Source organism: Pseudomonas sp. (genome assembly GCF_040514055.1).
GTDB lineage: Bacteria > Pseudomonadota > Gammaproteobacteria > Pseudomonadales > Pseudomonadaceae > Aquipseudomonas.
Genome location: NZ_JBEVDL010000090.1, coordinates 26,977 through 49,975, shown reverse-complemented (window position 1 = coordinate 49,975; position 22,999 = coordinate 26,977). Strand labels below are relative to the sequence as shown.

Here is a 22,999-nt window from a genome sequence, read left to right as displayed (position 1 = left end):
CAGAGAGGGGGCCTCAACCCTGGTAGCAATTGCTGCCAGGGTTGAGGCCTTTCAGGCGGATTGTATGAATCCAAACGCGTTCGCCCGCAAGCCTAGACGTGCCCTGGAGCATCTCAAGGCGATGAAGTGCCCGCGCGAAGCGCGGGCACTCAACGCGTGGGAGCGCTACTTGAAGCAGTCCTGAGGTTGGGCGGATTTAGTGCCAGTGACAGTACGGTTGCCCAGATGGTCGAGACCAAGCACTGCACATTCGGTATCCCCAAGCTGTTTACCTATCGGCGTTGCAGTTAGGCTGAACTGCCCGGGGTTGGCGTTCGGGACAATCGCCAGTTGGTAGAGGCTGTTCGTGGAGTTCGCCGTCAAACGCAGCTCGGCCAGCGTGGTGGCATAGCGTGTGTTTTGACTGGAGAATTTTTCTTGTGCGGCGGCGGCATTGTTAAGTAGCGCGTTGCCTTCCGAGCGATTGCCACGGATGACCGAGTTGACATAGGTCGGATAGGCAACCGCGCCAAGAATGGCGATGATCGCCACCACGATCATCAGCTCCATAAGGGTGAAACCTTTGTTCGACCTGATCATTTTGGCGATCCTAGCAGGGATTCATGCGGCTGTTGTAATTGCTCCGGATAGATATAAACAGAGTCAATGACAAAGTAGGGCGCTGCGACCCTGCCACTAAAGCCAATCTGCGAACCAGGCCGCAACTGATATATCACCGGGGTCCCGTTCAATGCCGTGGTGTTGGGTAGGCTATAAAGCTGTTCTTCGAGCAGCACCAGGTTCTTGCCCACGTCTACCGATGTGACTTTACCTGCGCCTTCGAAGGTTCCAGCGGCGCCGGCATTGGAGGCCAGCAGGGCGGCGCACAGCGCCAACCCCAAGTTGAATCCGCGACGTAGCATACTCAGTGCTCCTCTACTTTGCGCCAGCTTTGGCGGCCGATACTTTCTGGATCGGGAGTGATGGTTTCGCATTCAGTACCCGTGCAAAGTTTAAAGTTGCCACTCACGTCTTGGCTGACCGAATGACCGCCCTCGCCGTCCTGTTGGATAGCCGAGATGACTGTCTCTGGGTGACCGACTTCGCGTTGATCAAACGCGTGATGCAAGGTGCGACCACCGGATTCGGCATCGATGGCATAACTCCAGTTTGCCACTCCGGAAATGCAAGGGTCGACATTGGGGACCAGGGTTTGGAAAAAGACCGTTTTGCCCAAGACGTTAAGGTTTTCGATCGACAGCTCCTTGGGCAGTGCAAAATCGAAATACCAACCGTATTTTTTGCCAACGTCGGTCCATGTGGTGGACGGGGAAACCGGTGGCTCGGCCCAGTCCACGCTATTGCTCGTTAGCTTCCGTGCTCCACGTCCGGCGACTTCCGCTGTCAGCACAGAGTCCATGACCTGTGCCTGCAATTTACTGCGGGTGAATGAGGTGGGTTGCCGAGTGATCGAATCCGAGTCTTTAACGCTGCGAACGTCCCAGATGCCATAAATGCTGTGAGTCAAGTTAGCTATGCCGGCCTTGTCGCCCTCTTCATAGTATTTGCCCGTGGTGAAGATCACCATATAACCGTAACGCGAGGGGTGCCGAACGATAGCAGGTGCTGCGGTAATCGCCTGAGGCAAGCCGGTGGCAGAAAGTGCCGTGTACAAAGGTTTACCGCCAAACGAAACCTTGAAGCTGGATTCCGCCGCGCTGGTTTCATTGTTGCTGCGCTGGAAGGGCGCATTAGGCACGCCGCTGAGTGGTGCAAGGTTGAACCGCCACATATTACCTTGCAGATCGCCCGCGTAGGCGAAGTCGGCGACACCATCAACGTTCATATCTGCCAGGCGCGGTGTCGACAGGCCATTGGCTGAGCCGGCGGTCCCTTGGACCTCCAGGGTTTTGGTCAGCGCGCCGGTGGCGGCGTCGATAACCAGCAAAGCCGCTTTGCCATTGGTGTCATTAGCGCTCGAGTAACCATTGCCCACCACCACTGCCCATTTGCCATTGTGCAGGCGGGCAACTGTTGGCTGCGAGAAGCTGTAGCCCAGCCGTACGGTCTGAGCGGACGGAATACTGCTGTCGCTGAACTCCCAGAGTAATTTGATGGCGTTCGGGTCGGTGACGTCGAGGGCAAACAGACCCTTGCCGCCAGCTTTGAGGGTGCCGATCAGCAATGTTCGCCATTGGTTGTTGATGTAGGCGTCGGCGATAGTGGGCGAGCCCTCGACATAAAATTGGTGAAAAGCCCCCTCATAATTCTTGCCGGTCAGCTTATGCAGTTTGCTGAACACCGCCGTTGGAACGAAGGCAAAGGTCTCTACGCCGGTGTTGGCATTGAACGCGTGAAGCATGCCGTCGTTCGCGCCCACATACACTTGTGGCACGCGCGTTTTTTGCGTTTCCAGAAATGCCGTGTAGCTATCGTTACGCTCGATTTTGTTGGCGTAGGTGGTGAGATAGCGAGCGCCTCGCACGGTGGCCGGCTTGGAGGCGATCATATCGCCCAAGACCGTGACACGCTTACGGAATGAGGTGGTCTCCTTCGAACGGTCACCGCGCAGGAACGCTAGGCGGTCTTGGGCCAGGGTGTCGGTGCTGTCCAGGGTATCCACATTGTCGGGGTTCTGGCGCAACCAGTAGGCCAGGGTTCCCACCGTGTTGCTGTCGCCCGCGTTCGTCCAGCTCAGTGGCTTAAGTTTCGTGGTGCCACTGGTGGCGGCTATCTGAATATTGCGCAGGCTCCAACTTTGGGAGGCGAGCAGGTTGCGTGCCGACCAGAGTGGCGTCGTAGTGATGTTGAAGGCGGTGCCGTTCCAAACTTTGGTGGTCTTGTACCCGTTCAAGTCGCCTGCCCAGCTATCATTGCTGGAGTAGGAGCTTTTGAACGCGTAGCTGACCAGATCGCCAGTGCCATCATCCTGCAGGCCGGAGTTGATTGCCGGCGCGGCTGCGGAGGCGGTGCGGTCGCCGATGCGGTTGAGAATACTGCTGAACGAGGCGATCAGCGTGTCCGGAGAGTCGGCGCTGAAGAACTCGCCGCGGGAGTTAATGGCGGCATGCCACAGGTCATAGATGTTGTTGACACTGTCGTTATCCAGCGCAGGCCAGCGTTTGCCATTAGCGCCACCCATGGCCAGCAGTTCTGCCAGATTGGTGAAGGTAGCACCACTCCACGTGGGAGCCGTGCTCAGCTTCAAGCCGGTGGAAAGCCCCAGGCTCAAGGTAAAGTTGACCATATGTTGCCAATTGGCGGGGTTGTTGCGCGGATCTCGTTCGTTATCCGCCGTATTGGCGGTGGTGTACGGCATAAACGGTTTGATCTTGTCCGGCATGGATGGCCTGAGATCGGTGCCCCAGTAATTATAAGCGAGGTCGGCCAGGGTGTTGGTTTGGTCATCCTTATAGGGGTAGGCCAGTCCGCCATCCGAGTTGGTGCCGCCAGCGCCTCGACCGTTCCAGGTGCCGTCCGTCATCAAGATATGATAAGTGGCCCGGCAGGCATAGTTACTGCCGTCATCGTCCAGGTAAGCTTTGGTGTTGGTTTTGACAAATTCGCCAGCTCGGGTCAGGGCGGCGTGCAGGGGGGTGCCGTTGGCTTGAGGCAGCACGGAGAGCCATTTGAAAAAATTTACCCGGTGGGCGTCAGAAAATCGTTTGATGATATTGGTGTTACAAGTGCCCGAAGTGCTGCCGCTACCGATGTTACAGGTGTTGAGCGCGCCCCAAGTGATCCGAACGTTTTCCGGCAGTGTCAGAAACGCCAGGTTGGCGGCCGAGCGTGTGGCGAGGTTACGGGTGCGGTAGAAAGAATACCAGATGGCAAAATTGGTTTGCTGCGCACTGGGAATGGTAACCAGCGAATAACAGGCGTCGGCGGCCGATACTGGAGTGGCTGGGCAGGAGCCGCTGACGTTATAGCGGAAATAATGGGCCGCCGCCGCACCGCTGCTACAGCTAACACCTGAGGGGCAGCTGTTCATAAACGACTGCCACTGGGCGCGGTAATTATTCGATAAGTTGACGGCAGCACTGGAAACGTTGAAGCCATCTTCCCGGGCCGCGGTAAAGCTGGGCGTAGGGTAACTGGTGACTACCACTTCTCCGGCGACCAGGCTGACGACCTTGGGAATGACATAGGTGATGGCCGGGTTGTAGTACATGGAGTTGTAGCTACTGGAACGGCCGGCCCTCGCCCCGGATTGGCCCGAGATGCTATCTGGAGCATAGGCCCAGGCCATACTGCCGGAGTCATCGAGGGTGACTAGCAGGTTCGGTGCGACACCTTCGGTCAGGGACAGCGGCTGTTGCGAAACGACGGCATGGGCGCCGAAGGAGGAACCGAAAATAGCGGCTCCTGTCAGCAGACTGGCAAGGGTGAGCTTGCCGGTATTGAAAAAATGATTCATGGCTGACACCTTCAATTGTTCAGGCCGACATAGATGTTGGAAATGGTAGACTGCAACGCTTGCCTATTACCGAGGTTGTTCGAGGACTGGCCGTTCACCAGGTAGGTAAACGTACCTTTTGCCTCGCCCGCTGCAGAGTACTCGACGTTGGCGGGGTTGGCTTCGTCAGGCCCGCCGGTAATCAAGTAGGTGTTCCAAGTCGAGGGGTATTCCGCGCTGGTCGGGACCGCAGCGTCCAGGCCACGATAAGGCATCCAAATAAGTCCGCCTGTTGAGGCTGAGGTTAGATAGGTGCTTTTGGTGCTGTCCTCAAGGACAGTTGGCGTCAGCACGAACTCCAGCAGTTTGGCTTCCTGGATCCCCAGCAGGCAAGGTTTGTTGGCGCCATTGATTTTCAGTACATTGGCCGTAGCGCAATTGGCCGCTGACGGCTCCAGCTTATCGCGGAGAAAGCTGGGGTCATAAAAGCGGAACTCGGCTTCGCGTAGGGCGGCATCGGCAGAGTTACTCAGTTGCAGGGCCTGGGCGCGGTTTGCGGTAATCCGAAACTCCAGTGAGACGTTGCGCATGCTGTTGGCTGCGAGCAAGGTCAATACCAGCAACATGACAAGGGCAACCAACAATACTGCCCCGTTTTGACGGTTGGGGTTGAAGGCCTTCATGGCATGAGGTTCCTCAGGTTTTGAGTGCTGCTGGCCAACTGGTAGGTCCGACCTTTTTCACCCGCCGTCAGGCGAGTTTGGGCGGCTGCGTCGGCGCTCGCATACCAGTCACTGTATATTTTCGAGTCGCCATCACGTTTGTTTTCCGTGCTGGAGAGCAGCACCGAGTAACGAACAGCACGAATTGGGCCAATGGCGGCGTTCCAGTCCGCCGCCTTGACGAAACGATTGGCATCGTTGCGTAGTTGTTTACCAAACAGGTCGTTGGTGCCAACGCCGAACTCCAGGCGGAAATCGGCGATGCCGTCCAGCAACTCGGTGTAACCGCTGGAGGCGGTCGAGTTGATGCTTTTGCAGCGTAAAGAGCCATAGTCCAGCAGGGTAGCCTCACTGGGGACGGTCGCACCCGCGGGGAAATACTTGATCGCAAGTACGATCAAATTATTCTTGGTGATTTCAGGAAATGGGGCCAATGGGCTTTTAAATGCAGTCGATGCATTACCTTCGCAATCCGGTTCACCACTGACCACGGGTTGATAACGAATACAGATGCCTTGTGCATCGAGGGTCGTGGTAATCGGATTGCCCGCGGTGAACGCGCTACAGTCGGTACCCGCGGGGCTTGCGGGGAAGGCGAACTCCAAGTCCTGATCGGAGCTTCGGCGATAGCCGGCTTTGCTCAGGTAGTTGTTGAGTACAATTTCGGTGAAACGTGCGCTCTCGATATTGCCAGCTTCACTTTGTTGGAAGCTGTAGCTGCGGCGATTGTCGATGAAAATTTGCGTAATGCCCACCACCAGGAAACTGCCGATGGCCAGCGCAATCATCAGCTCAATCAGGGATAAACCGCGTTGTGCTGCAGGAAGGGACATATTCATAGCTCTACCCGGGTTCTATAAATGCAGGTGGTGTCGTTAGGGGTGCGGTTCTCGACATCAGGACAAGCGCCCGCTTTGACCGTCCATGCCAGCTGTATCTCAAGTATCGAGCCTTGGTTGTCACAGACACCGCGGGCCGAGCTGCGGCAGACATAGAAGCTGTTGTTAAACAGGGCCGTAGCGCCCGGCAAACGGTCCCGTGCCGCCTTGACCCAGCAGTCACGTTGTTCTTGCGCAGTTTTCGGCAGCGCTACACAGTTGCCGGTCGCCGGTCCGAAGTCGCCCCCAAGAGGCTTGTAAAAAAGCGAAGCATTCTTGTATTTGGTGCTAAGAGGAGTCCGCGGCACCGTGTTGGAGAAGATCTCGTTGGGGTTGCTGCGCATGATCTCGACCAAACTATCACTCAAAATAATCGCGGTGTTTCGCTGTATCGAATCCTGGGTGAAAGAAATACTGCGACCCTGCATGGCAACCACGCCGAGGATACCAATAGTCGTCAGCAGCAAAGTGATCAAAACTTCGATCAGGCTGAATCCGGTCTGTTGTCTCATGAAAAGCCTCATGGTGCGGTGCAGCTAACAAGGTCGGGACTGGTAAGTTTGTTATCTTTTTTACCGGCTTTTGACAGGCGCGTGCTGCCTGACGGCTGAAGAATAATGCGGTGCCCCGTTTTCACGTCATTGTCCTTGCAGAGGGTAATAAAGGTCTGCCTGTCCGCGGTGCCTATGGCGGAGTAGGTGATCTTAGTGACACTGGCCCCTGCGCTATCAAATGCCAGCAAGGAGACTTTGGTCGGATCCAGCGTCACCCCTCGCTCTACGGTGCCAGTTGCAAGGTTCTTTGCTTCCCACCTATCGCTGGCAGCCACAAACTCGATTTCGTAGGGAGTGCGGCTGATGATCGCCTGGCTGCGGGCGTATTGCAGAAAGGTTGAGAATTCTTCCGCGCTGGTTTGTAGCTGGCTGGAGCGCAACAGATCGCTGAAACTCGGTGCCGCGATGGTGCCTATGATAGCCACCAGAGCTACGACGATCGTGAGCTCGACTAATGAAAATCCGCGCATGTGGGAGGTACGCAACATGGTTTGCTCCAAATTATCTACAGGTTCATCTTCGCGTACCGCTGCTGCATTGTCTTTTTTCTCATGACGGTAGGCTGCTTTGCCGGGATGGGCGGTGCGCCTCGGCCGGTATCGAGCACTTTGGTTTTCGCCGGCCTACCATGGCCGCTCGTTGCCGCTGGGATGCGCGGTAGAGAAGGGCTCATGACCCTGGCGAAGCAGGCTCGCGCTACTACAGTTCCACCCGTGCCGATAACCTGCCGGCCTCGCTCGCAAGCAGAGGTCGGTGCGGCGCAGGCTGACTGGGTTCGAGCCAGGGGCCAGGGTCGGAACATTCAACTCCGGACTCACTGCACGCATAAGTGCCAGTATGAGCGGTTCTCCTGGGGCACCGCGCTGCGGATCCTGCCCTGCCGATTGAGGACCAATTGCCAGAATATTTGCTGTTGGTAGCACGAGTAGAATCGGCCGTTGCTTATCGGGCTGGTGCCATTCCCGTGAAAGCGAATGCTGTTGCTGTAGCCGGTCCATTGCAGGTGTACCTGAGGTGTGGCTGCGAACTGCTGAAGCACCGAGCTGCTGCTCAGGTCGCGAATGATCCAGCCCTGCATCCAGGGGCCCGTGCATGTCTGGCCGTTGGCGGAAGCGCATACTTCGGTGGTTTTACCTGTAAGTACTGCTCTCGTTCGTGCGCTCTGCAAGGCATGCTTGAGGAGCTCTTCCAGCGCCTGGTGGCGGTGCCGCTGGATCAGCGCCGAGAAATTCGGCGCCACGACTAGGCTGCCGATAGCCACTACGGTCAGTATGATGAGGAGTTCTGTAAGCGAAACTGCGCGTTCGTGGCTGTGCATTTGGCAGCTCCTTTGCGGTGTATTTCGCCGTCCTGGCGCAGCTTGGGTTTAGCTGGTGCGGGTCGATTCGACAAGAGGATGGAGGGGCTTGATGGCTGAGGTGGATTGCATTGTTGTAGGTGGTGGTGTGATGGGCTTGCTGACGGCCCGCGCCTTGGCGGAGCTGGGGCAGCAGGTCGTGTTGGTGGAGCGAGGGACAGTCGGGTGCGAAGCTTCATGGGCGGGCGGAGGGATCATTTCTCCCCTCTACCCCTGGCGCAACAGCCCGGCCGTAACGGCCCTGGCGCGCTGGTCCCAGGGATTCTACCCACGCTTGGCCGACGAGTTGCGGGTGCAGACAGGGATAGATCCAGAGGTTTACACGACGGGCTTGTTTTGGTTGGATCTGCCCGATGAGGGCGAGGCTTTGGCCTGGGCTGCGCAGCATGATCAAGTGCTGCAGGGCGTGGCGGGCGAGCGCCTCTATCAAGCCGTACCGGGATTGGGCGATGGTTACCGGCATGCCCTGCACACGGCAGGGCTGGCTAATGTCCGAAATCCACGGTTACTCAAAGCGTTGCGCGCGGCCTTGCATCTACACGCGAATGTGCGGCTGTGCGAGGGGGCCGAGGTCAGCGGTTTTATTGTGCGGCAAGGGCGTGTGCTCGGCGTGCGCACCGCCGAGGGCGAGCTGCACGCGAACCAGGTAGTACTGGCTGCCGGAGCATGGAGTGCCCTGCTGCTGGCGCATCTGGGCATAGGCCTGCCCGTCGAGCCGGTCAAGGGGCAGATGATTCTATACAAGGGGCCTCCGGGCCAGTTGCCGGTCATGGTGCTGGCGAAAGGGCGCTATGCGATCCCGCGACGCGATGGCCATATTCTGGTCGGCAGTACCTTGGAGTTCGAGCATTTCGATAAAACACCTACCTCCTCGGCGAAAACCAGCTTGCAGAGTTCGGCGGTCGAGCTGTTGCCCGCGCTCGCTCGTTCTCAGGTAGTGGGGCATTGGGCAGGGCTGCGGCCCGGCTCGCCCGAAGGCATCCCATTTATCGGTCCGGTTCCCGGCTTTTCGGGGCTTTGGCTAAATTGCGGTCACTATCGTAATGGCTTGGTGTTGGCGCCAGCCTCTTGCCGGCTGTTGGTTGACCTGATGATGGGAGGCCCCCCTATTGTCGATGCGCAGGCCTATGCCCCGACGGGGAGGATCAGTTCAATCTGACCGCCTGAGGCTTCGCTGGGCGATAGTGGCAGGCGACAGATGGCGCACGTATCGGTTCTGTCGGATATGGGGTCACGTCCCTCAATCGATACCGAGTTTTTTCAGCCGATAACGCAGTGATCGGAACGTCAGGCCCAGACGTTGCGCGGCAGCTGTACGGTTCCAGCGGGTTTCTTCCAGGGCTTGCATGATGAGGTTGCGCTCGATGTCTTCCAGGTAGTCCTCGAGATTGTCGATTTGCGCCAGATTGGCCTCGCCGGCTTCGCTGGAGCATGGCGTGTCCGTCAGGCGCAAGTCATGAGGTTGGATGCAGTCTTCTTCACACAGGGTGTAAGCACGCTCCAGCATGTTCTCCAGTTCGCGCACGTTGCCCGGGAAACGGTAGTTTTTCAATTTTTCCAGAGCATCGTCGTTAAGCGTGGCCGCGGGCGATCCTGTGCCCTCGGCGAGGCGCTTGAGCATGACTTCGGTGAGTTGAGGGATGTCCTCGCGACGCTCCCGAAGTGGGGGAACGCGCAGCTCAATCACGTTCAGGCGGTAGTACAGGTCCTGACGAAAACGCTCGGCGGCGACTTCGGCGGCCAGGTCCTTGTGGGTGGCGCACAGAATACGCACATCCACCACCAACTCCTGCTGCCCTCCTACCGCGCGGACGGCCTTTTCCTGAATCGCCCGCAGCAGCTTGACCTGCATGGCCAGTGGCAGATCCGCTACCTCATCAAGGAACAGGGTGCCGCCATTGGCAGCCTGGAACAGCCCTTGTTTGTCTTCGATGGCGCCAGTGAAACTGCCCTTTTTGTGACCAAAAAATTCGCTTTCCATCAGTTCGGTGGGGATGGCGCCACAGTTGACGGGGACAAAGGGTTGCTCGATGCGTGGCCCTTGTTCGTGAATCAGGCGCGCCACCAGCTCCTTGCCACTGCCAGATTCGCCGCTGATATAAACTGGTGCCTGACTGCGGGCCAGCTTCACGATCTGCTTGCGCAGGGCGCGCATGGGCGGTGAGTCGCCGAGCAGTCGGCTGTCCACTGGTAATTCTTCGGTGCCGGCGGCACCCAGGCGTAGTGCGGTATTGACCAATTCGCGCAAGCGAGCCAAGTCAACCGGTTTGGTCAGGAAGTCGAAAGCCCCGGCTTTTAACGCATGAATGGCTGTATCCAGGCTGCCGTAGGCAGTAATCATAGCCACCGGCACTTGCGGATAGCGCTGCTGGATATGTTGCACCAACTCCTGGCCCGTGCCATCGGGCAAGCGCATATCCGTCAGGCACAGATCGAAAGGCTCCTTTGCCAGCCACTCGCGGGCCTCTTTGACGTTGCGTGCGCAACGGGTATCGAGTTTCATTCGGCCCAGGGTAATTTCCAGAAGTTCACGGATATCGGGTTCGTCGTCGACGATCAGGGCTCTTTGCCGGGTGCTCATAGTCAGCTCAGTTTGCGCGGATGGGCGAAAGTGATGCGAAAGCAGCTGCCGCCACCCTCACGCAATTTGTAGTCCAGGCGTGCCTGATTGCTTTCGCATAACTCCCTGGAAATATACAGGCCGAGGCCGGTGCCCTTGTTCTCGGTGGTATAAAAAGGCTCAAAAATATGCTGTGCCTGTTCAGGCGCTACGCCCGCCCCATCATCCAGAACCTCCAGGATAGGCAGATCATTTTCTTCGTCGCGAAACAGCTTGAGCCAGATCTGGGCCTTTTTATGTTTTTGCAAACTGTACCTGAGGCCATTCTCCACCAGGTTGGTCAGCACCTGGGTCAGCTGGTGGGGGTCCATGCGGGTCTGGATAGTGCTTCCCGTGGTTTCCAAGTGAAGCAGTTGACTGGCTGGGGCCGCGTTGCGAAATTCGCTGGCGAAACGGTGCAGCCAGTACTTGAGGTCAAGCAACTGTGGTTCGGCCTGGCGGCGCCGAGAAAGCTGCAGCACGTTCTCGATGACCAGATTCATCCGTCGGGAATGGTCTTGGATGATTTGCGCCAGCCGCAGGTCGGCTCCGTCGAGGGCTTCTGACTCCTGCAGCAATTGGGCGGCATGACTGATCGCTCCCAGTGGGTTGCGGATTTCATGGGCAATACCCGCCGTTAGGCGACCCAGTGAGGCGAGTTTTAGTTGCTGGGCTTGCTGGGCAACTTGTGAGATATCATCGAGAAAAACCAGCGTGTGCTGTTGTCCTGCCCGTTGCAAGGTGACGAAGCTGGGTTGCAGTACGGGGCCGTCCAGCAGCAACTGCAGGCTCTCCGGCCGCAGGCTTGGGTTGTGTCGCCACTGCTGAAGCCGCTTGAGTAGTTCAGGGCAGTGGGGGTCCAGTATCTTGCCTTCCAGTTTGTTGCGGCCTAACAGGCTCTGGGCGCCTTGATTGGCTAAAAGTACGCGGTGTTGGGTGTCCAGTACCAAGATGCCGGTGCGCATGCGCTGCAGAATTTGCGCATTCAGGGCTTCCAGGTTGGCCACGTCCGTCGCGCGCTGTTCGGCCAGACTCTCGCTGACCTGGACGCGGCGGGTTAAGGCCTGAACAAGCAAGGCTGCAGCGAAGCATAAGGCTCCGAGCGCACCTGCTTGCACATACTGAGCAGTTGCTGTCGGGCGACTAAGGCTCAGGTAAAAGGTCAAGGATATCAGGCCAATGGCGCCCATCGCGGCGATGAGCAGTCCAATTCTCCCCCTCAGCAAGATGTTGGAGATGGCCACCGCGACGATCAGCAGGTTACCGATGCCGCTGGCTGTACCTCCGGCGGCATAAAGCAAACCCGACAAAAGCAGGATATCGGCCAGCGCCAGGCTGAACACTTGGGCCAAGTGGCGCGGTCGCTGCATCAGCACCGCCACCAAGATATTGGTGATCAGGTAGAACCAGCTGCCGTTGCGAAACAGCTCTGCGTTAGCCAGGTCCAGGACTTTGTCGTCCATATCGCTGGATATCAACAGGACCAAGGCCACGCCAATAGTCACGCGGTAGAGGTGATACAGGCGCAGTACGCCGCGGCCCCGACTGTCGTCAAGGGTGATGACTTCAGTGCTCACGGGAAGGAGCGCCCTGGTGCAGATGGGTTTGGCAGCAATACCAGTGATCCTGCTGGCGCAAGGCTTGTTCTCGAGGCACATGCACGCCGCAGTGGACGCAGCGCACCATCGGTGCGGCGATTTGTTGCGTGGGCGCGGTACGCCGACTCAGGCGACGCCAGAGCCACAATGCGGCGAGAGTGATCGCAAGCCAAAACAGGAGGCGGGACAGGCCCATAGAGTGCTCTTCTTTTAATCAGGTACGCAGTTTAGTCAATCCGCAGATGTCGGTACAAACGCGGTTAGATTCTCGCGACGCGATGCAGTGGCTCACAGGCCGGTAGATAAAATTGGCGCCGTCTCGGGCGGAAGCATCTGAACAAAAAAAGAGGCGCAAGGCCTCTTTTAGTGGTTCAGTTTCGTTCAGTCGAACAGGCCGAAGGTCATATAACTCCACCAGGAGCGGCCGCTGTCCTGGGCGGCGCCGTCTTCCTGCTCCGTCTGGTTCTCCGGCTTGAGCTCGGAGGGAATGCTTTCCTCGGCTTCTTCGTACTGACGGATCACGTCCTGGCTGGCACGGGTCTGGCCGGGCGGCAGCGGTGTGTCGGTTTCGATCAGGCCCAGGGTCATCTTCGCCAGCCAGGAGCGGTTGTCGGCTTCTTCTTCCAGGGGTACGAACTCGCCACTTTCCAGGCTGGCATGAGCGGGGTAGTTCAGCTTGAGGGTTTCCAGGCTGGTACCGGCCAGGTCATCGAGGCCCAGGCGCTGGTAAGCTTCGGTCATGACCGCCAGGCCGTCGCCCACGGCCGGCGTTTCCTGGAAGTTTTCCACCACGTAGCGCCCGCGGTTGCCTGCGGCCACATAGGCCTGGCGCTTCAGGTAGTAGTGGGCCACATGGATTTCATAAGCGGCCAGCAGGTTACGCAGGTAAATCATCCGCGCCTTGGCGTCAGGGGCGTAACGGCTGGTAGGGAAGCGGCTGGTGAGCACGGCGAACTCGTTGAAGGAGTCGCGGGCGGCACCCGGGTCGCGCTTGGTCATGTCCAGTGGCAGAAAGCGCGCCAGCAGGCCACGGTCCTGGTCGAACGATGCCAGGCCTTTGAGGTAATAGGCGTAATCGACGTTGGGGTGCTGCGGGTGCAAGCGAATAAACCGCTCTGCGGCCGATTTGGCAGCTTCCGGTTCGGCGTTTTTGTAATAGGCGTAGATCAGCTCCAGCTGTGCCTGCTCGGCGTAACGGCCGAAGGGGTAGCGTGACTCCAGGGCTTTGAGCTTGCTGGTCGCGCTGGTGTAGCTCTTGCCGTCCAGGTCGGCCTGAGCCTGCTGGTACAGTTCGGCCTCGCTCATGTTCTCGTCCACGACTTCGTTGGACGAGCAGGCAGCGGTAAGGGCGAGGATGGCGATCAGCAGCAGGTGTTTCACTGGCATGGCGGCTTGCGTCCCTGTGACGGCTGGCTGTCTTGGGCAGGGCCGTCCTGTTATGATGAGCGCCCCGGTAGCCCCGGGACAAAGACGCCGTATTTAACCACAAGCGAGCAGCCGAAACCAAAGGCTACGCCCCCGCCGTCATCGAGCATGCCTCCAATTACTACACAAGCCATAGAACTCCGCGCCGTGGTGCCGTCCGATTTGGGCGGGCAACGTCTCGACCAGCTCGCCGCCCAGCTCTTCCCCGAGCACTCCCGTTCACGCCTGACTGCCTGGATCAAGGAGGGTTTGCTGACGGTGGACGGTGCCGTGATCCGCCCGCGTGACATTGTCCACGGTGGCTCGGTGCTGGAACTGAACGCCGAGCAGGAAGCCCAGGGCGAGTGGTTGGCCCAGGATATTGCGCTGGATATCGTCTACGAGGACGAGCATATCCTGGTGTTGAACAAGCCTGCCGGCCTGGTGGTGCACCCCGCGGTCGGGCACCAGGACGGTACCTTGCTCAATGCGCTGCTGCACCATGTGCCCGACATCATCAACGTCCCGCGGGCCGGCATCGTGCACCGCCTGGACAAGGACACCACGGGATTGATGGTGGTGGCCAAGACCCTGCAGGCGCAAACCCAGTTGGTCGATCAGCTGCAAAAACGCAGCGTCAGCCGCATCTACGAATGCATCGTCATTGGTGTGATCACCTCGGGTGGCAAGATCGATGCACCCATCGGACGGCATGGCCAGCAGCGTCAGCGCATGGCGGTGATGGCCGGTGGCAAGCAGGCGGTCAGCCATTATCGGGTACTGGAACGCTTTCGGGCCCACACCCATACCCGGGTCAAGCTGGAGACCGGACGAACCCACCAGATCCGCGTGCACATGGCGCATATCAATTACCCGCTGGTGGGCGATCCGGCCTACGGTGGTCGCTTTCGCATTCCCCCGGCCGCCAGCGCCACCCTGGTGCAGTCGCTCAAGGAGTTTCCGCGTCAGGCGCTGCATGCGCGTTTCCTCGAGTTGGATCACCCGATCACCGGCCAGCGGATGAAGTGGCAATCGCCCTTGCCGGAGGACTTCGTCTGGTTGCTGACCTTGCTGCGGCAGGACCGTGAAGCCTTTATCGGCTGAGCCGGGAGCCTGGCATCACGCTTGGTTGCGTCCCCAGTGGCCGGCGCCGGCGACTGTCCGTGCCTGCGTCACCACGCGTGCCGGCGGGATTAGTCGGGGCTCCTATGACGGCTTGAACCTCGGCCTGCATGTGGGCGACGCGGTAGCCGATGTCATTGAAAACCGCCGACGGCTGTCCCAAGCGTTGGGGTGCCGTCTCGCCTGGCTGGACCAGGTCCATGGCGTGCAGGTTGTTGAAGCCGACCCCGCCGCCACACTCCGCGCCGACGCCAGTTGGACGGCCACGCCGGGCGTGGCCTGCGCCATCATGACTGCTGATTGCCTGCCCCTGTTGTTCTGCGATCGAGCCGGGCAACGGGTCGCCGCGGCCCACGCTGGCTGGCGCGGGTTAGCCAATGGCGTGCTGGAAGCCACCGTGCGGGCCCTGGGCGTGCCCGTCAATGACGTGCTGGTGTGGCTTGGGCCCGCGATCGGACCGGCAGCGTTCGAGGTGGGGGAGGAAGTGCGCGAGGTGTTTGTCGCGGTACAGCCTGAGGCGTCTGCGGCCTTCGCGCCCAGTGGCAATACGGGGCGTTGGCTGGCCGACCTCTATGCCCTGGCCCGTTTGCGTCTGGCCGCACAAGGGATCACCGCGGTCTATGGGGGCGGGCAGTGCACCTACAGCGATCCACGTTTCTATTCCTACCGGCGCAACGCCTGCACCGGACGTTTCACCTCCCTGATCTGGCTCGGCTGAGGCCGCAGGCCTGGGAATAACTGGGCCGTGGTTCGCCCCGTGCCTTGGCGCTGACCTGGATCAAGGCTTGCCGGCTTGAATCCCTGACAATCGTCCTCATCTAGACTGTCAACTCGGCAGGCTTTTGGCACAGGTGCGCGCACCGCACCGGTCTGCTCTCTTTTCGAAGGAAGGACGGCACCATGCGAATCGAACGTTTCACCAGCAAGCTGCAGTTGGCCCTGTCCGATGCCCAATCGCTGGCGGTCGGGCTCGATCATGCGGCCATCGAACCGGTGCACCTGCTGCAGACGCTGCTCGAACAACAGGGGGGCTCGATCAAGCCGCTGTTGATGCAGGTCGGCTTTGACGTTGCCGCCTTGCGCCAGGCCCTGGCCAAGGAGTTGGATCAGTTGGCGAAGATCCAGAACCCCACCGGCGACGTGAATATTTCCCAGGATCTGGCACGCCTGCTCAACCAGGCCGATCGGCTGGCCCAGCAGCGCGCGGATCAATTTATCTCCAGCGAGCTGGTCCTGCTGGCGGCGCTGGACGACGGCACCAAATTGGGCAAGTTGCTGCTCGCCCAGGGGGTGAGCAAGAAGGCCCTGGAAAATGCCATTGCCAACCTGCGGGGTGGTCAGGCGGTCAACGACCCGAACGCCGAAGAGTCCCGCCAGGCGCTGGACAAATACTGCATCGACCTGACCAAGCGGGCCGAAGAAGGCAAGCTTGATCCGGTGATCGGCCGCGACGACGAGATCCGCCGGACCATTCAGGTGCTGCAGCGGCGGACCAAGAATAACCCGGTTCTGATCGGGGAGCCGGGGGTCGGCAAGACCGCCATCGCCGAAGGCTTGGCCCAGCGCATCGTCAATGGCGAGGTGCCCGATGGGCTCAAGGACAAGCGCCTGCTATCCCTGGACATGGGGGCGCTGATCGCCGGGGCCAAGTTTCGTGGCGAATTCGAAGAGCGGCTGAAGTCCCTGCTGAACGAGCTCGGCAAACAGGAAGGGCGGATCATCCTGTTTATCGACGAGCTGCATACCATGGTCGGTGCGGGCAAGGCCGAGGGCGCCATGGATGCTGGCAATATGCTCAAGCCGGCCTTGGCGCGCGGTGAACTGCACTGCGTCGGCGCCACCACGCTCAATGAGTACCGTCAGTACATCGAGAAGGACGCCGCGCTGGAGCGGCGCTTTCAGAAGGTGCTGGTGGACGAGCCTTCGGAAGAAGACACCATCGCCATCCTGCGGGGCCTCAAGGAGCGCTATGAGGTGCACCACAAGGTGGCGATCACCGATGGGGCGATCATTGCCGCCGCCAAGTTGAGCCACCGCTATATCACTGACCGCCAGCTGCCGGACAAAGCCATCGACCTGATCGACGAGGCGGCTAGTCGGATTCGCATGGAGATCGACTCCAAGCCCGAGGTGCTTGACCGCCTGGAGCGTCGCCTGATTCAACTGAAAGTCGAAGCGCAGGCCTTGAAGAAAGAGGACGACGAAGCGGCAATCAAGCGTCTGGAGCGCCTCAAGGAGGAAATTGCTCGTCTGGAGCAGGAGTACGCCGATCTGGAGGAAATCTGGAAAGCGGAAAAAGCCGAGGTGCAGGGGTCGGCGCAACTGCAGCAGCAGATCGAGCAAGCCAAGCAGGAGCTGGAGGCGGCCCGGCGCAAAGGCGACCTTAGCCGTATGGCCGAGCTGCAGTACGGTGTGATTCCCGACCTGGAGCGCAGCCTGCAGATGGTCGATCAGCACGGCAAGACCGACAACCAGCTGTTGCGCAACAAGGTCACCGAAGAAGAAATCGCCGAGGTCGTGTCGAAGTGGACCGGCATTCCGGTGGCGAAGATGCTCGAGGGCGAGCGTGACAAGCTGCTGAAAATGGAAAGCCTGCTGCATCAGCGGGTCATCGGCCAGCACGAGGCGGTGGTCGCTGTGTCCAGCGCGGTGCGCCGCTCACGCGCCGGCTTGGCGGATCCGGACCGGCCCAGTGGCTCGTTTCTTTTCCTCGGCCCGACCGGGGTGGGCAAGACCGAATTGTGCAAGGCCCTGGCCGAGTTCCTCTTCGAGACCGAGGAGGCCATGGTGCGCATCGACATGTCCGAATTTATGGAGAAGCATTCGGTCGCGCGCCTGATCGGCGCGCCGCCTGGCTATGTCGGCTATGAAGAGGGCGGCTATCTGACCGAGGCGGTGCGGCGCAAACCCTATTCGGTGGTGCTGCTCGACGAAGTGGAAAAAGCCCATCCCGATGTCTTCAACGTACTGCTGCAGGTGCTGGAAGATGGTCGTCTGACCGACAGTCATGGGCGCACCGTGGACTTTCGCAACGCTGTGATCGTCATGACGTCCAACCTGGGCTCCGCGCAGATCCAGGAGCTGATGGGCGATCGGGAGGCGCAGTATGCGGCGGTGATGGATGCGGTGAGTACGCACTTTCGCCCGGAGTTCATCAACCGGATCGACGAAGTGGTGGTCTTTGAGCCGCTTGGCCGGGAACAGATTGCCGGTATCGCCGAGATCCAGTTGGGCCGCTTGCGTCGGCGCCTGGCCGAACACGAACTGAGCCTGGAGTTGAGTCCCGAGGCCTTGGACAAGCTGGTGGCGGTGGGATATGACCCGGTCTATGGGGCACGTCCGTTGAAGCGTGCCATCCAGCGCAGCATCGAGAATCCCTTGGCCCAGGCGATCCTGGCGGGTCGTTTCGCACCCGGCAGTACCATAGTCGGGCGGGTGGAGGGCGACGCATTGGTCTTTGTCTGAGGTTTTGCACTCGCTAAAAAGCCCCGCGCTGCGGGGCTTTTTGGTGCCGCACGCCTCACAGGTGCTTGAGCAATACCTCCAGCGCTGCTACCTGATCCTCGGCCAGGTCGATGATATGAAAGCCGGCCCAGCAGTGTTGGCCGTCGGCGCCGGGTCGGCTCCACAGGCAGTCCGCCCCGAGCTTCACTTCGGTCACCCCTTCGATTGGCTGGGCGCTGACCAGTCGGCACTCGATCACGGCATCGGCGGTTTGCGGGTTGTCGCTGAACAGCATAAAGCCGTCCGCTGAAAGGTCCACCAGCCGCCCCAGCCGTTGACCGGAGTGCAGATCGAATACTTCCAGCTGCAGCTCGGTGTGTTGGCGGCTGTGCTGACGACGATCGTCCATATACGCTCCTTAGCGAGGTTCGTCCGTGCGGCCGGTAAAACGCTGCAGCACGCGATAGATGGCATGGAGGGCGCGGTCCATAAGGGGAGCGCCACGTTCCGGCATGATCATGCGAGCCAGCCCCTGCTCCATTTCGCTGGCCAGCAGGGTCAGTGGCTTGATGGCCACGCGCTGACCACTCTGGTCGACGAACATGTAGTTGTGGGTCGTGGGGCTGAACCAGGACAGTTTGAGCGTGCGGATCTGCTCGCCGTTGACGAACTCGAACCAAGTGCCGAATTCGACTTGGCTCAATTCCTTGGCCAGCAGCTGGGCGCGAGGTGACAGGCCGGAGGCGCGCGGTGCCGCGCTGACCAGCGCGGTTTCTTCCCCCAGCATGGCACCCAGCGGGCTTTGTGGTAGCTCCTGCTTGAGTTGGGCGGCAATCAGCGGCTGTTTGGCCTGCACGGCGTATTGGCAGGCGACCAGATCCTGCAGCAGGCGACGAATACCGTCTTCGTGGTAGCCACCGAGCAGCTTCAAGCCTTTGCGCAGGTCATCCAGCATGGCTTCGCGCAGCCCTTGCAAGCGCTCGCGTCCCGCTTCGTCCTGGGGCGTGCCACTCCAGGCCAGTTGCTCGGCCACCTCCCCTGCGCGACGCCATTCGGCGCTCTGATCGCCGTGACGCAGCAGAACGAAGACCAGTACATCGGTCCAGGTCATTTCCAGGAAGTTGCGAATGATGCTCGGTGGCTCACGGCTGGCCAGGGTGGCACCAATAAGTTCCACCGCTTGCTGGCGCGCGCCGAGCAGCTTGTCGCGGCCTTTGGCGGCTTCCACGGCGCGCCGCTCACGTAATTCGACCTTGTGTTTGAGCGTGGTGGCGAACTCGTTGAATTCTTCCAGCAAGCTTTCGAAGAGCTGCAGGTCGCCTTTGAAGCCGTGCAGCACCCGCTCTACCACCCACTGGATTTTTGCCAGCAGGCCCCGATCGTCATTGTCGCAGCCGTACAGCACCCCGGCCTGCGCCATGGCATTGAGCAAGCGCCGGGCGGGATGGTAGTGCTGGGTAAACAGTGCTTTGTCCTGCAAGGCGACTTTCAGGTAAGGCGTGTGCAGGTGGGAGATGGCGGTCTTGCAGTTGTCCGGCAAGTTTTCGTCGTCGAGGATAAAGTCGAACAGCATACCCACCAGGTCGATGACATCGGCTTCCTGGTCCGACACACGGTGCTGCTCGGGCAGGTGACTGTGGGCTTCCAATTGCTGCTGCAGGTCGGCTTTCAAGTCCTGCACCGGCTGCGGCTTCTGCAGGCGGTGGGACAGCTCCTGTCCAGAGCGTTCCTGCAGGCGGTCGAGGGCATTGAGCAGTTCGGTAACGCTGTAGAGCTGTGACGCCTCACGGGGTGCGAAGCTGGCAATGCTGCGAGTGCCGCCCAGCAGGGGGGCGTCGACATCCCGTTGGCGGTGTTCACCAAGCAATGCCGCGAGGCCGCTGAACAGTACATTGGGGTCGCTGGGCGGCGGTCCGCTCAGGTCGGCCGGCGCAGCCGGGCGCGAGCCAGCTGTGTCGCCTGGCGGGCTTTCGCCTGCGGTACGCTCTTTAGTGGGCGCGTTGGTCGATGGCCGCGGTCTTACGGCATCGGCTGCACGTTGGGCGCTGTATTTGAGATTGGGCAGCACGTCCGCTTCGATCAGCCGCTGGTTGAGCGCTTCATAGACGTGGTCGAGGCCCTGCATGACATGCTGATCGAACAGCATATAAAGGATGGCCTTGATCCGCAGGGGAAACGGGCAGGGCGCCAACGCCTCACGAAATGCCTGGGCAATGGCCTGGGGGCCGAACGGGTTGCTGTCTTCGCCAAGCTTCTGGCCGTTGTTCAACAGGGCCAGGCGCTGGTCCAGGGCGAACAGCGGCTGAGCGCAGCGCGCCTTGACCCGGCTGACCATATTGATGACCTGCAGGCTCTCTTCGTAGTCGTCGTTCTGCACCAGCGACAGGTGTTCGGCATCCAGGTCGTCGGTGTTGGGCTCCGGCGCCAGCTTGCCGTCGAGAAAGTCGGAGAAGTTCCGCGCGATGCGCTGGTGGTAGGCGCGCTCGAGTTGCGGCCGCTGTTTGCGGATCTCGCGCATATTGTCGAAGAACAACGTCTGCACCTGGTTGTTTTCGGCTTTTTCCGCGCATTCGAACAGGGTGTCATCGACTTGAGCGAAGACCCCCGTCAAGTGCTCGGCCAGGCGATTCATCACCAGCTTGCGGCAACCGAGCACCAGGTCGCCAAAGCGCGGTTGGATGCCGCGACTGGCCAGGGTGTGCGAAGGTCTGGGGGTGTTGGGCGGGTCCTGGGTACTCATGGACTGTCCTGGCCTTGCCTTGCGGCAAGCGCATCCTGCTGTGATCACAATTCTAGGGAAGATATAGCAGCCCATCGCTCGGCTGCAAAGCATTGTCTTAATTGTAGTTTAAGGGGTTGACAGGGCGATTTGAAACCGTAGAATAGCGCGCCTCAGATACGGGAATGGCGAAAGCCAAACCGGTGCTGAGATGGAAGGTATAAGTTCCGCGATAGCTCAGTTGGTAGAGCAAGTGACTGTTAATCACTGGGTCCCTGGTTCGAGTCCAGGTCGTGGAGCCATCTTCTAATCGGGGTATAGCGCAGTCCGGTAGCGCGCCTGCTTTGGGAGCAGGATGTCAGGAGTTCGAATCCCCTTACCCCGACCATTTATGGGTCGTTAGCTCAGTTGGTAGAGCAGTTGGCTTTTAACCAATTGGTCGTAGGTTCGAATCCCACACGACCCACCATTTTCTGCTCCAGCGGTTTTGGAGTTGAATCTTAAAGGCAAAGATGGCAGTTGCATCGAGTGCCTAAAACAAAACGCCCCTCGGGGCGTTTTTTTTTGCCTGCATTTCGCTGAAGCGACCAGATGCTCGTGAAAGCGCCCCCGCGAGGGCGCTGTTCCTTCAGTGCAGTTTCAAGCGTGGCTCGGTGCCGCGGCCGAGGCGGCCGCTGAGCATCAGCATGGCCGTGCGGAACAGTCCGAACAGGGCAACTTGGTGCATGCGGTACAGCGAAACATAGAACAGCCGCGCCAGCCAGCCTTCGAGCATGACGCTGCCGGTCAGATTGCCCATCAGGTTGCCCACGGCGGAAAAGCTCGACAGCGAAATCAATGAGCCGTAGTCGCTGAAGCGATACTCGGGCAGCGGTTGTCCGGCGATACGCCGTTTTAGCGATTTGACCAGCAACGACGCCTGCTGGTGGGCGGCCTGGGCGCGTGGCGGGACGTTGCGGCCATCGGGCTGTGGGCAAGCGGCACAATCGCCAAAAGCGAAAATCGCCTCGTCGCGGGTGGTCTGCAGGGTGGGGGTAACTACCAGTTGGTTGATTCGGTTGCTCTCCAGTCCATCCAGGTCGTTCAGGAAGGCCGGTGCACGTATGCCGGCCGCCCACACCTTGATACTGGCTGCAATTACCTGGCCCTGAGCGGTTACCAGGCTGTCGGCGGTTACCTCGCTCACCGAGGCGTTGGTCAGCACCTTGACGCCGAGTTTCTCCAGCGTGGCGTGAACGGGCCGGCCAATGCGTTCCGGCAGGGCAGGCAGTACCCGCGGACTCGCCTCGATCAGGGTAATGCGCATGTTTTCCGGGCGGATGCTGTCCAGGCCGTAGGCAGCCAGCTCGTGGGCGGCATGGTGGAGTTCTGCGGCCAATTCGACGCCGGTGGCGCCGGCGCCGACTATGGCCACGCTGATCAGGTCGTTGTCGCCATTCAATCCCGCATGGGCGCGCAGGTAGTGCCCGAGCAGTTGCCCATGGAAACGTTCAGCTTGCTCACGGGTGTCGAGGCACAGGCAATGCTCGGCGGCGCCAGGGGTGCCGAAATCATTGGTGGTGCTGCCGACCGCAATCACCAGGCTGTCATAGGCGAGGGAGCGTTCAGGCACCAGGATGCCGCCTTGATCATCGTGGGTGGCAGCCAGGTGGACCTGCTTGCGCGCGCGATCGAGGCCGCACATGCGCCCGAGCTGGAATGCAAAATGATTCCATTTGGCCTGGGCCAGGTAGTTCAACTCATCGACCGAGGAGTTCAACGAGCCCGCCGCCACCTCATGCAGCAGGGGCTTCCAGATATGCGTCAGGTTCGCGTCGATCAAGACGATTTCGGCTTGGCCGCGTTTGCCCAGGGTGTTACCCAGGCGGGTCGCTAACTCCAAGCCGCCGGCGCCGCCGCCGACGATCAGGATACGATGGGTCATGGTGAGTACTCACAAGGCTTATAGAAAGCGGCGGCGATGCCGTGGGCGCGAGCGCGAAGCGGCTCATAGCACCAAACGGCTCAGGAGGCGGCTCAGGAGGCCGAGTCCAATAACGATGACGAGCGTGACCAGCAGCAGGTGCCAGGCTTTGAAAGGCCGTCGTTCGACCTGATGCTGAGGGGCGCTCAGGTAGCGATCCACACGTGCTTGGTCGTCAGGGCTCAGTCGGCTGGACATACAGACCTCTCTGGTGATGCACGCATTCTAGGCATGGTTAAGGCATTTAAGCGACAGTCTCGAGCG

20 protein-coding genes and 3 tRNA genes are annotated in these 22,999 nt (G+C 60.0%); 7 read left to right on the top strand and 16 right to left on the bottom strand.

Annotation, left to right across the window (positions count from 1 at the left end; genetic code table 11):
- Positions 1–165: 165 nt before the first annotated feature.
- The 8 genes from ABWY06_RS24140 to ABWY06_RS24105 form a co-directional block, all read right to left on the bottom strand.
- Positions 166–579 carry a type IV pilin protein gene (locus ABWY06_RS24140; RefSeq protein WP_353928127.1) on the bottom strand — a complete coding sequence of 138 codons (414 nt, stop codon included), beginning with the start codon at positions 577–579 and terminating at the stop codon, positions 166–168.
- A complete protein-coding gene (locus ABWY06_RS24135) occupies positions 576–902 on the bottom strand; it encodes a PilY2 family type 4a fimbrial biogenesis protein (RefSeq protein ID WP_353928126.1) in 327 nt (108 codons plus the stop codon). The genes ABWY06_RS24140 and ABWY06_RS24135 overlap by 4 nt, the downstream gene beginning before the upstream one ends.
- A gap of 2 nt (positions 903–904) precedes the next feature.
- Positions 905–4,396, bottom strand: coding sequence for a pilus assembly protein (locus tag ABWY06_RS24130; RefSeq protein ID WP_353928125.1), 3,492 nt, complete (start codon positions 4,394–4,396; stop codon positions 905–907).
- An 11-nt stretch (positions 4,397–4,407) separates the two neighbouring features.
- The gene (locus ABWY06_RS24125) at positions 4,408–5,058 is read right to left on the bottom strand and encodes a pilus assembly protein PilX (RefSeq protein ID WP_353928124.1); all 651 of its coding nucleotides are present in this window, start codon (positions 5,056–5,058) and stop codon (positions 4,408–4,410) included.
- The gene (locus ABWY06_RS24120) at positions 5,055–5,936 is read right to left on the bottom strand and encodes a PilW family protein (RefSeq protein ID WP_353928123.1); all 882 of its coding nucleotides are present in this window, start codon (positions 5,934–5,936) and stop codon (positions 5,055–5,057) included. The genes ABWY06_RS24125 and ABWY06_RS24120 overlap by 4 nt, the downstream gene beginning before the upstream one ends.
- Entirely contained in the window at positions 5,933–6,487 is a 555-nt protein-coding gene (gene pilV, locus ABWY06_RS24115; RefSeq protein WP_353928122.1) for a type IV pilus modification protein PilV, read from the bottom strand. The genes ABWY06_RS24120 and pilV overlap by 4 nt, the downstream gene beginning before the upstream one ends.
- Positions 6,488–6,495: 8 nt before the next feature.
- A complete protein-coding gene (locus tag ABWY06_RS24110) occupies positions 6,496–7,017 on the bottom strand; it encodes a GspH/FimT family pseudopilin (protein ID WP_353928121.1) in 522 nt (173 codons plus the stop codon).
- A gap of 326 nt (positions 7,018–7,343) precedes the next feature.
- Entirely contained in the window at positions 7,344–7,847 is a 504-nt protein-coding gene (locus ABWY06_RS24105) for a GspH/FimT family pseudopilin (protein WP_353928120.1), read from the bottom strand.
- Positions 7,848–7,938: 91 nt separating this feature from the next.
- Here ABWY06_RS24105 and ABWY06_RS24100 point away from each other — a divergent pair, with 91 nt between their 5' ends.
- Positions 7,939–9,045, top strand: a complete 1,107-nt coding sequence (locus ABWY06_RS24100; protein ID WP_353928119.1) for an NAD(P)/FAD-dependent oxidoreductase — start codon at positions 7,939–7,941, stop codon at positions 9,043–9,045.
- Between the two features lie 81 nt (positions 9,046–9,126).
- On the opposite strand, the gene ABWY06_RS24095 is transcribed toward ABWY06_RS24100, so the two are convergent.
- The 4 genes from ABWY06_RS24095 to ABWY06_RS24080 all read right to left on the bottom strand — a co-directional run bounded on the left by ABWY06_RS24095 (position 9,127) and on the right by ABWY06_RS24080 (position 13,469).
- The gene (locus ABWY06_RS24095; protein ID WP_353928118.1) at positions 9,127–10,467 is read right to left on the bottom strand and encodes a sigma-54-dependent transcriptional regulator; all 1,341 of its coding nucleotides are present in this window, start codon (positions 10,465–10,467) and stop codon (positions 9,127–9,129) included.
- Between the two features lie 2 nt (positions 10,468–10,469).
- Complete coding sequence (locus tag ABWY06_RS24090; RefSeq protein WP_353928117.1) at positions 10,470–12,062, bottom strand: ATP-binding protein; 1,593 nt, start codon at positions 12,060–12,062, stop codon at positions 10,470–10,472.
- Entirely contained in the window at positions 12,052–12,279 is a 228-nt protein-coding gene (locus tag ABWY06_RS24085; RefSeq protein WP_353928116.1) for a PP0621 family protein, read from the bottom strand. Before ABWY06_RS24085 ends, ABWY06_RS24090 begins: the two co-directional genes overlap by 11 nt.
- 185 nt (positions 12,280–12,464) lie before the next feature.
- Entirely contained in the window at positions 12,465–13,469 is a 1,005-nt protein-coding gene (locus tag ABWY06_RS24080; RefSeq protein WP_353928115.1) for an outer membrane protein assembly factor BamD, read from the bottom strand.
- Between the two features lie 147 nt (positions 13,470–13,616).
- On the opposite strand from ABWY06_RS24080, the gene rluD reads away from it, so the two are divergent.
- The 3 genes from rluD (at position 13,617) to clpB (ending at position 18,074) form a co-directional block, all read left to right on the top strand.
- Positions 13,617–14,591 carry a 23S rRNA pseudouridine(1911/1915/1917) synthase RluD gene (rluD, locus tag ABWY06_RS24075; protein WP_353928114.1) on the top strand — a complete coding sequence of 325 codons (975 nt, stop codon included), beginning with the start codon at positions 13,617–13,619 and terminating at the stop codon, positions 14,589–14,591.
- Positions 14,572–15,327 carry a peptidoglycan editing factor PgeF gene (gene pgeF, locus ABWY06_RS24070; RefSeq protein ID WP_353928113.1) on the top strand — a complete coding sequence of 252 codons (756 nt, stop codon included), beginning with the start codon at positions 14,572–14,574 and terminating at the stop codon, positions 15,325–15,327. The genes rluD and pgeF overlap by 20 nt, the downstream gene beginning before the upstream one ends.
- Positions 15,328–15,509: 182 nt before the next feature.
- A complete protein-coding gene (clpB, locus tag ABWY06_RS24065; protein ID WP_353928112.1) occupies positions 15,510–18,074 on the top strand; it encodes an ATP-dependent chaperone ClpB in 2,565 nt (854 codons plus the stop codon).
- Between the two features lie 55 nt (positions 18,075–18,129).
- On the opposite strand, the gene ABWY06_RS24060 is transcribed toward clpB, so the two are convergent.
- Both ABWY06_RS24060 and ABWY06_RS24055 read right to left on the bottom strand, forming a co-directional pair.
- On the bottom strand, positions 18,130–18,462 hold the full coding sequence (locus ABWY06_RS24060; RefSeq protein ID WP_353928111.1) for a PilZ domain-containing protein: 333 nt from the start codon (positions 18,460–18,462) through the stop codon (positions 18,130–18,132).
- A gap of 9 nt (positions 18,463–18,471) precedes the next feature.
- The gene (locus ABWY06_RS24055; protein ID WP_353928110.1) at positions 18,472–20,793 is read right to left on the bottom strand and encodes a DUF1631 domain-containing protein; all 2,322 of its coding nucleotides are present in this window, start codon (positions 20,791–20,793) and stop codon (positions 18,472–18,474) included.
- Positions 20,794–20,998: 205 nt separating this feature from the next.
- On the opposite strand from ABWY06_RS24055, the gene ABWY06_RS24050 reads away from it, so the two are divergent.
- The 3 genes from ABWY06_RS24050 to ABWY06_RS24040 all read left to right on the top strand — a co-directional run bounded on the left by ABWY06_RS24050 (position 20,999) and on the right by ABWY06_RS24040 (position 21,241).
- Positions 20,999–21,074: transfer RNA gene (locus tag ABWY06_RS24050), tRNA-Asn, on the top strand.
- A 9-nt stretch (positions 21,075–21,083) separates the two neighbouring features.
- A tRNA-Pro gene (locus tag ABWY06_RS24045) sits at positions 21,084–21,160 on the top strand.
- Between the two features lie 5 nt (positions 21,161–21,165).
- Positions 21,166–21,241: transfer RNA gene (locus ABWY06_RS24040), tRNA-Lys, on the top strand.
- Between the two features lie 159 nt (positions 21,242–21,400).
- Here the strand turns inward: ABWY06_RS24040 and ABWY06_RS24035 are convergent.
- A complete protein-coding gene (locus ABWY06_RS24035; protein ID WP_353928109.1) occupies positions 21,401–22,696 on the bottom strand; it encodes an NAD(P)/FAD-dependent oxidoreductase in 1,296 nt (431 codons plus the stop codon).
- 63 nt (positions 22,697–22,759) lie between these two features.
- A complete protein-coding gene (locus ABWY06_RS24030; RefSeq protein ID WP_353928108.1) occupies positions 22,760–22,933 on the bottom strand; it encodes a DUF3094 family protein in 174 nt (57 codons plus the stop codon).
- Positions 22,934–22,999 lie beyond the last annotated feature (66 nt).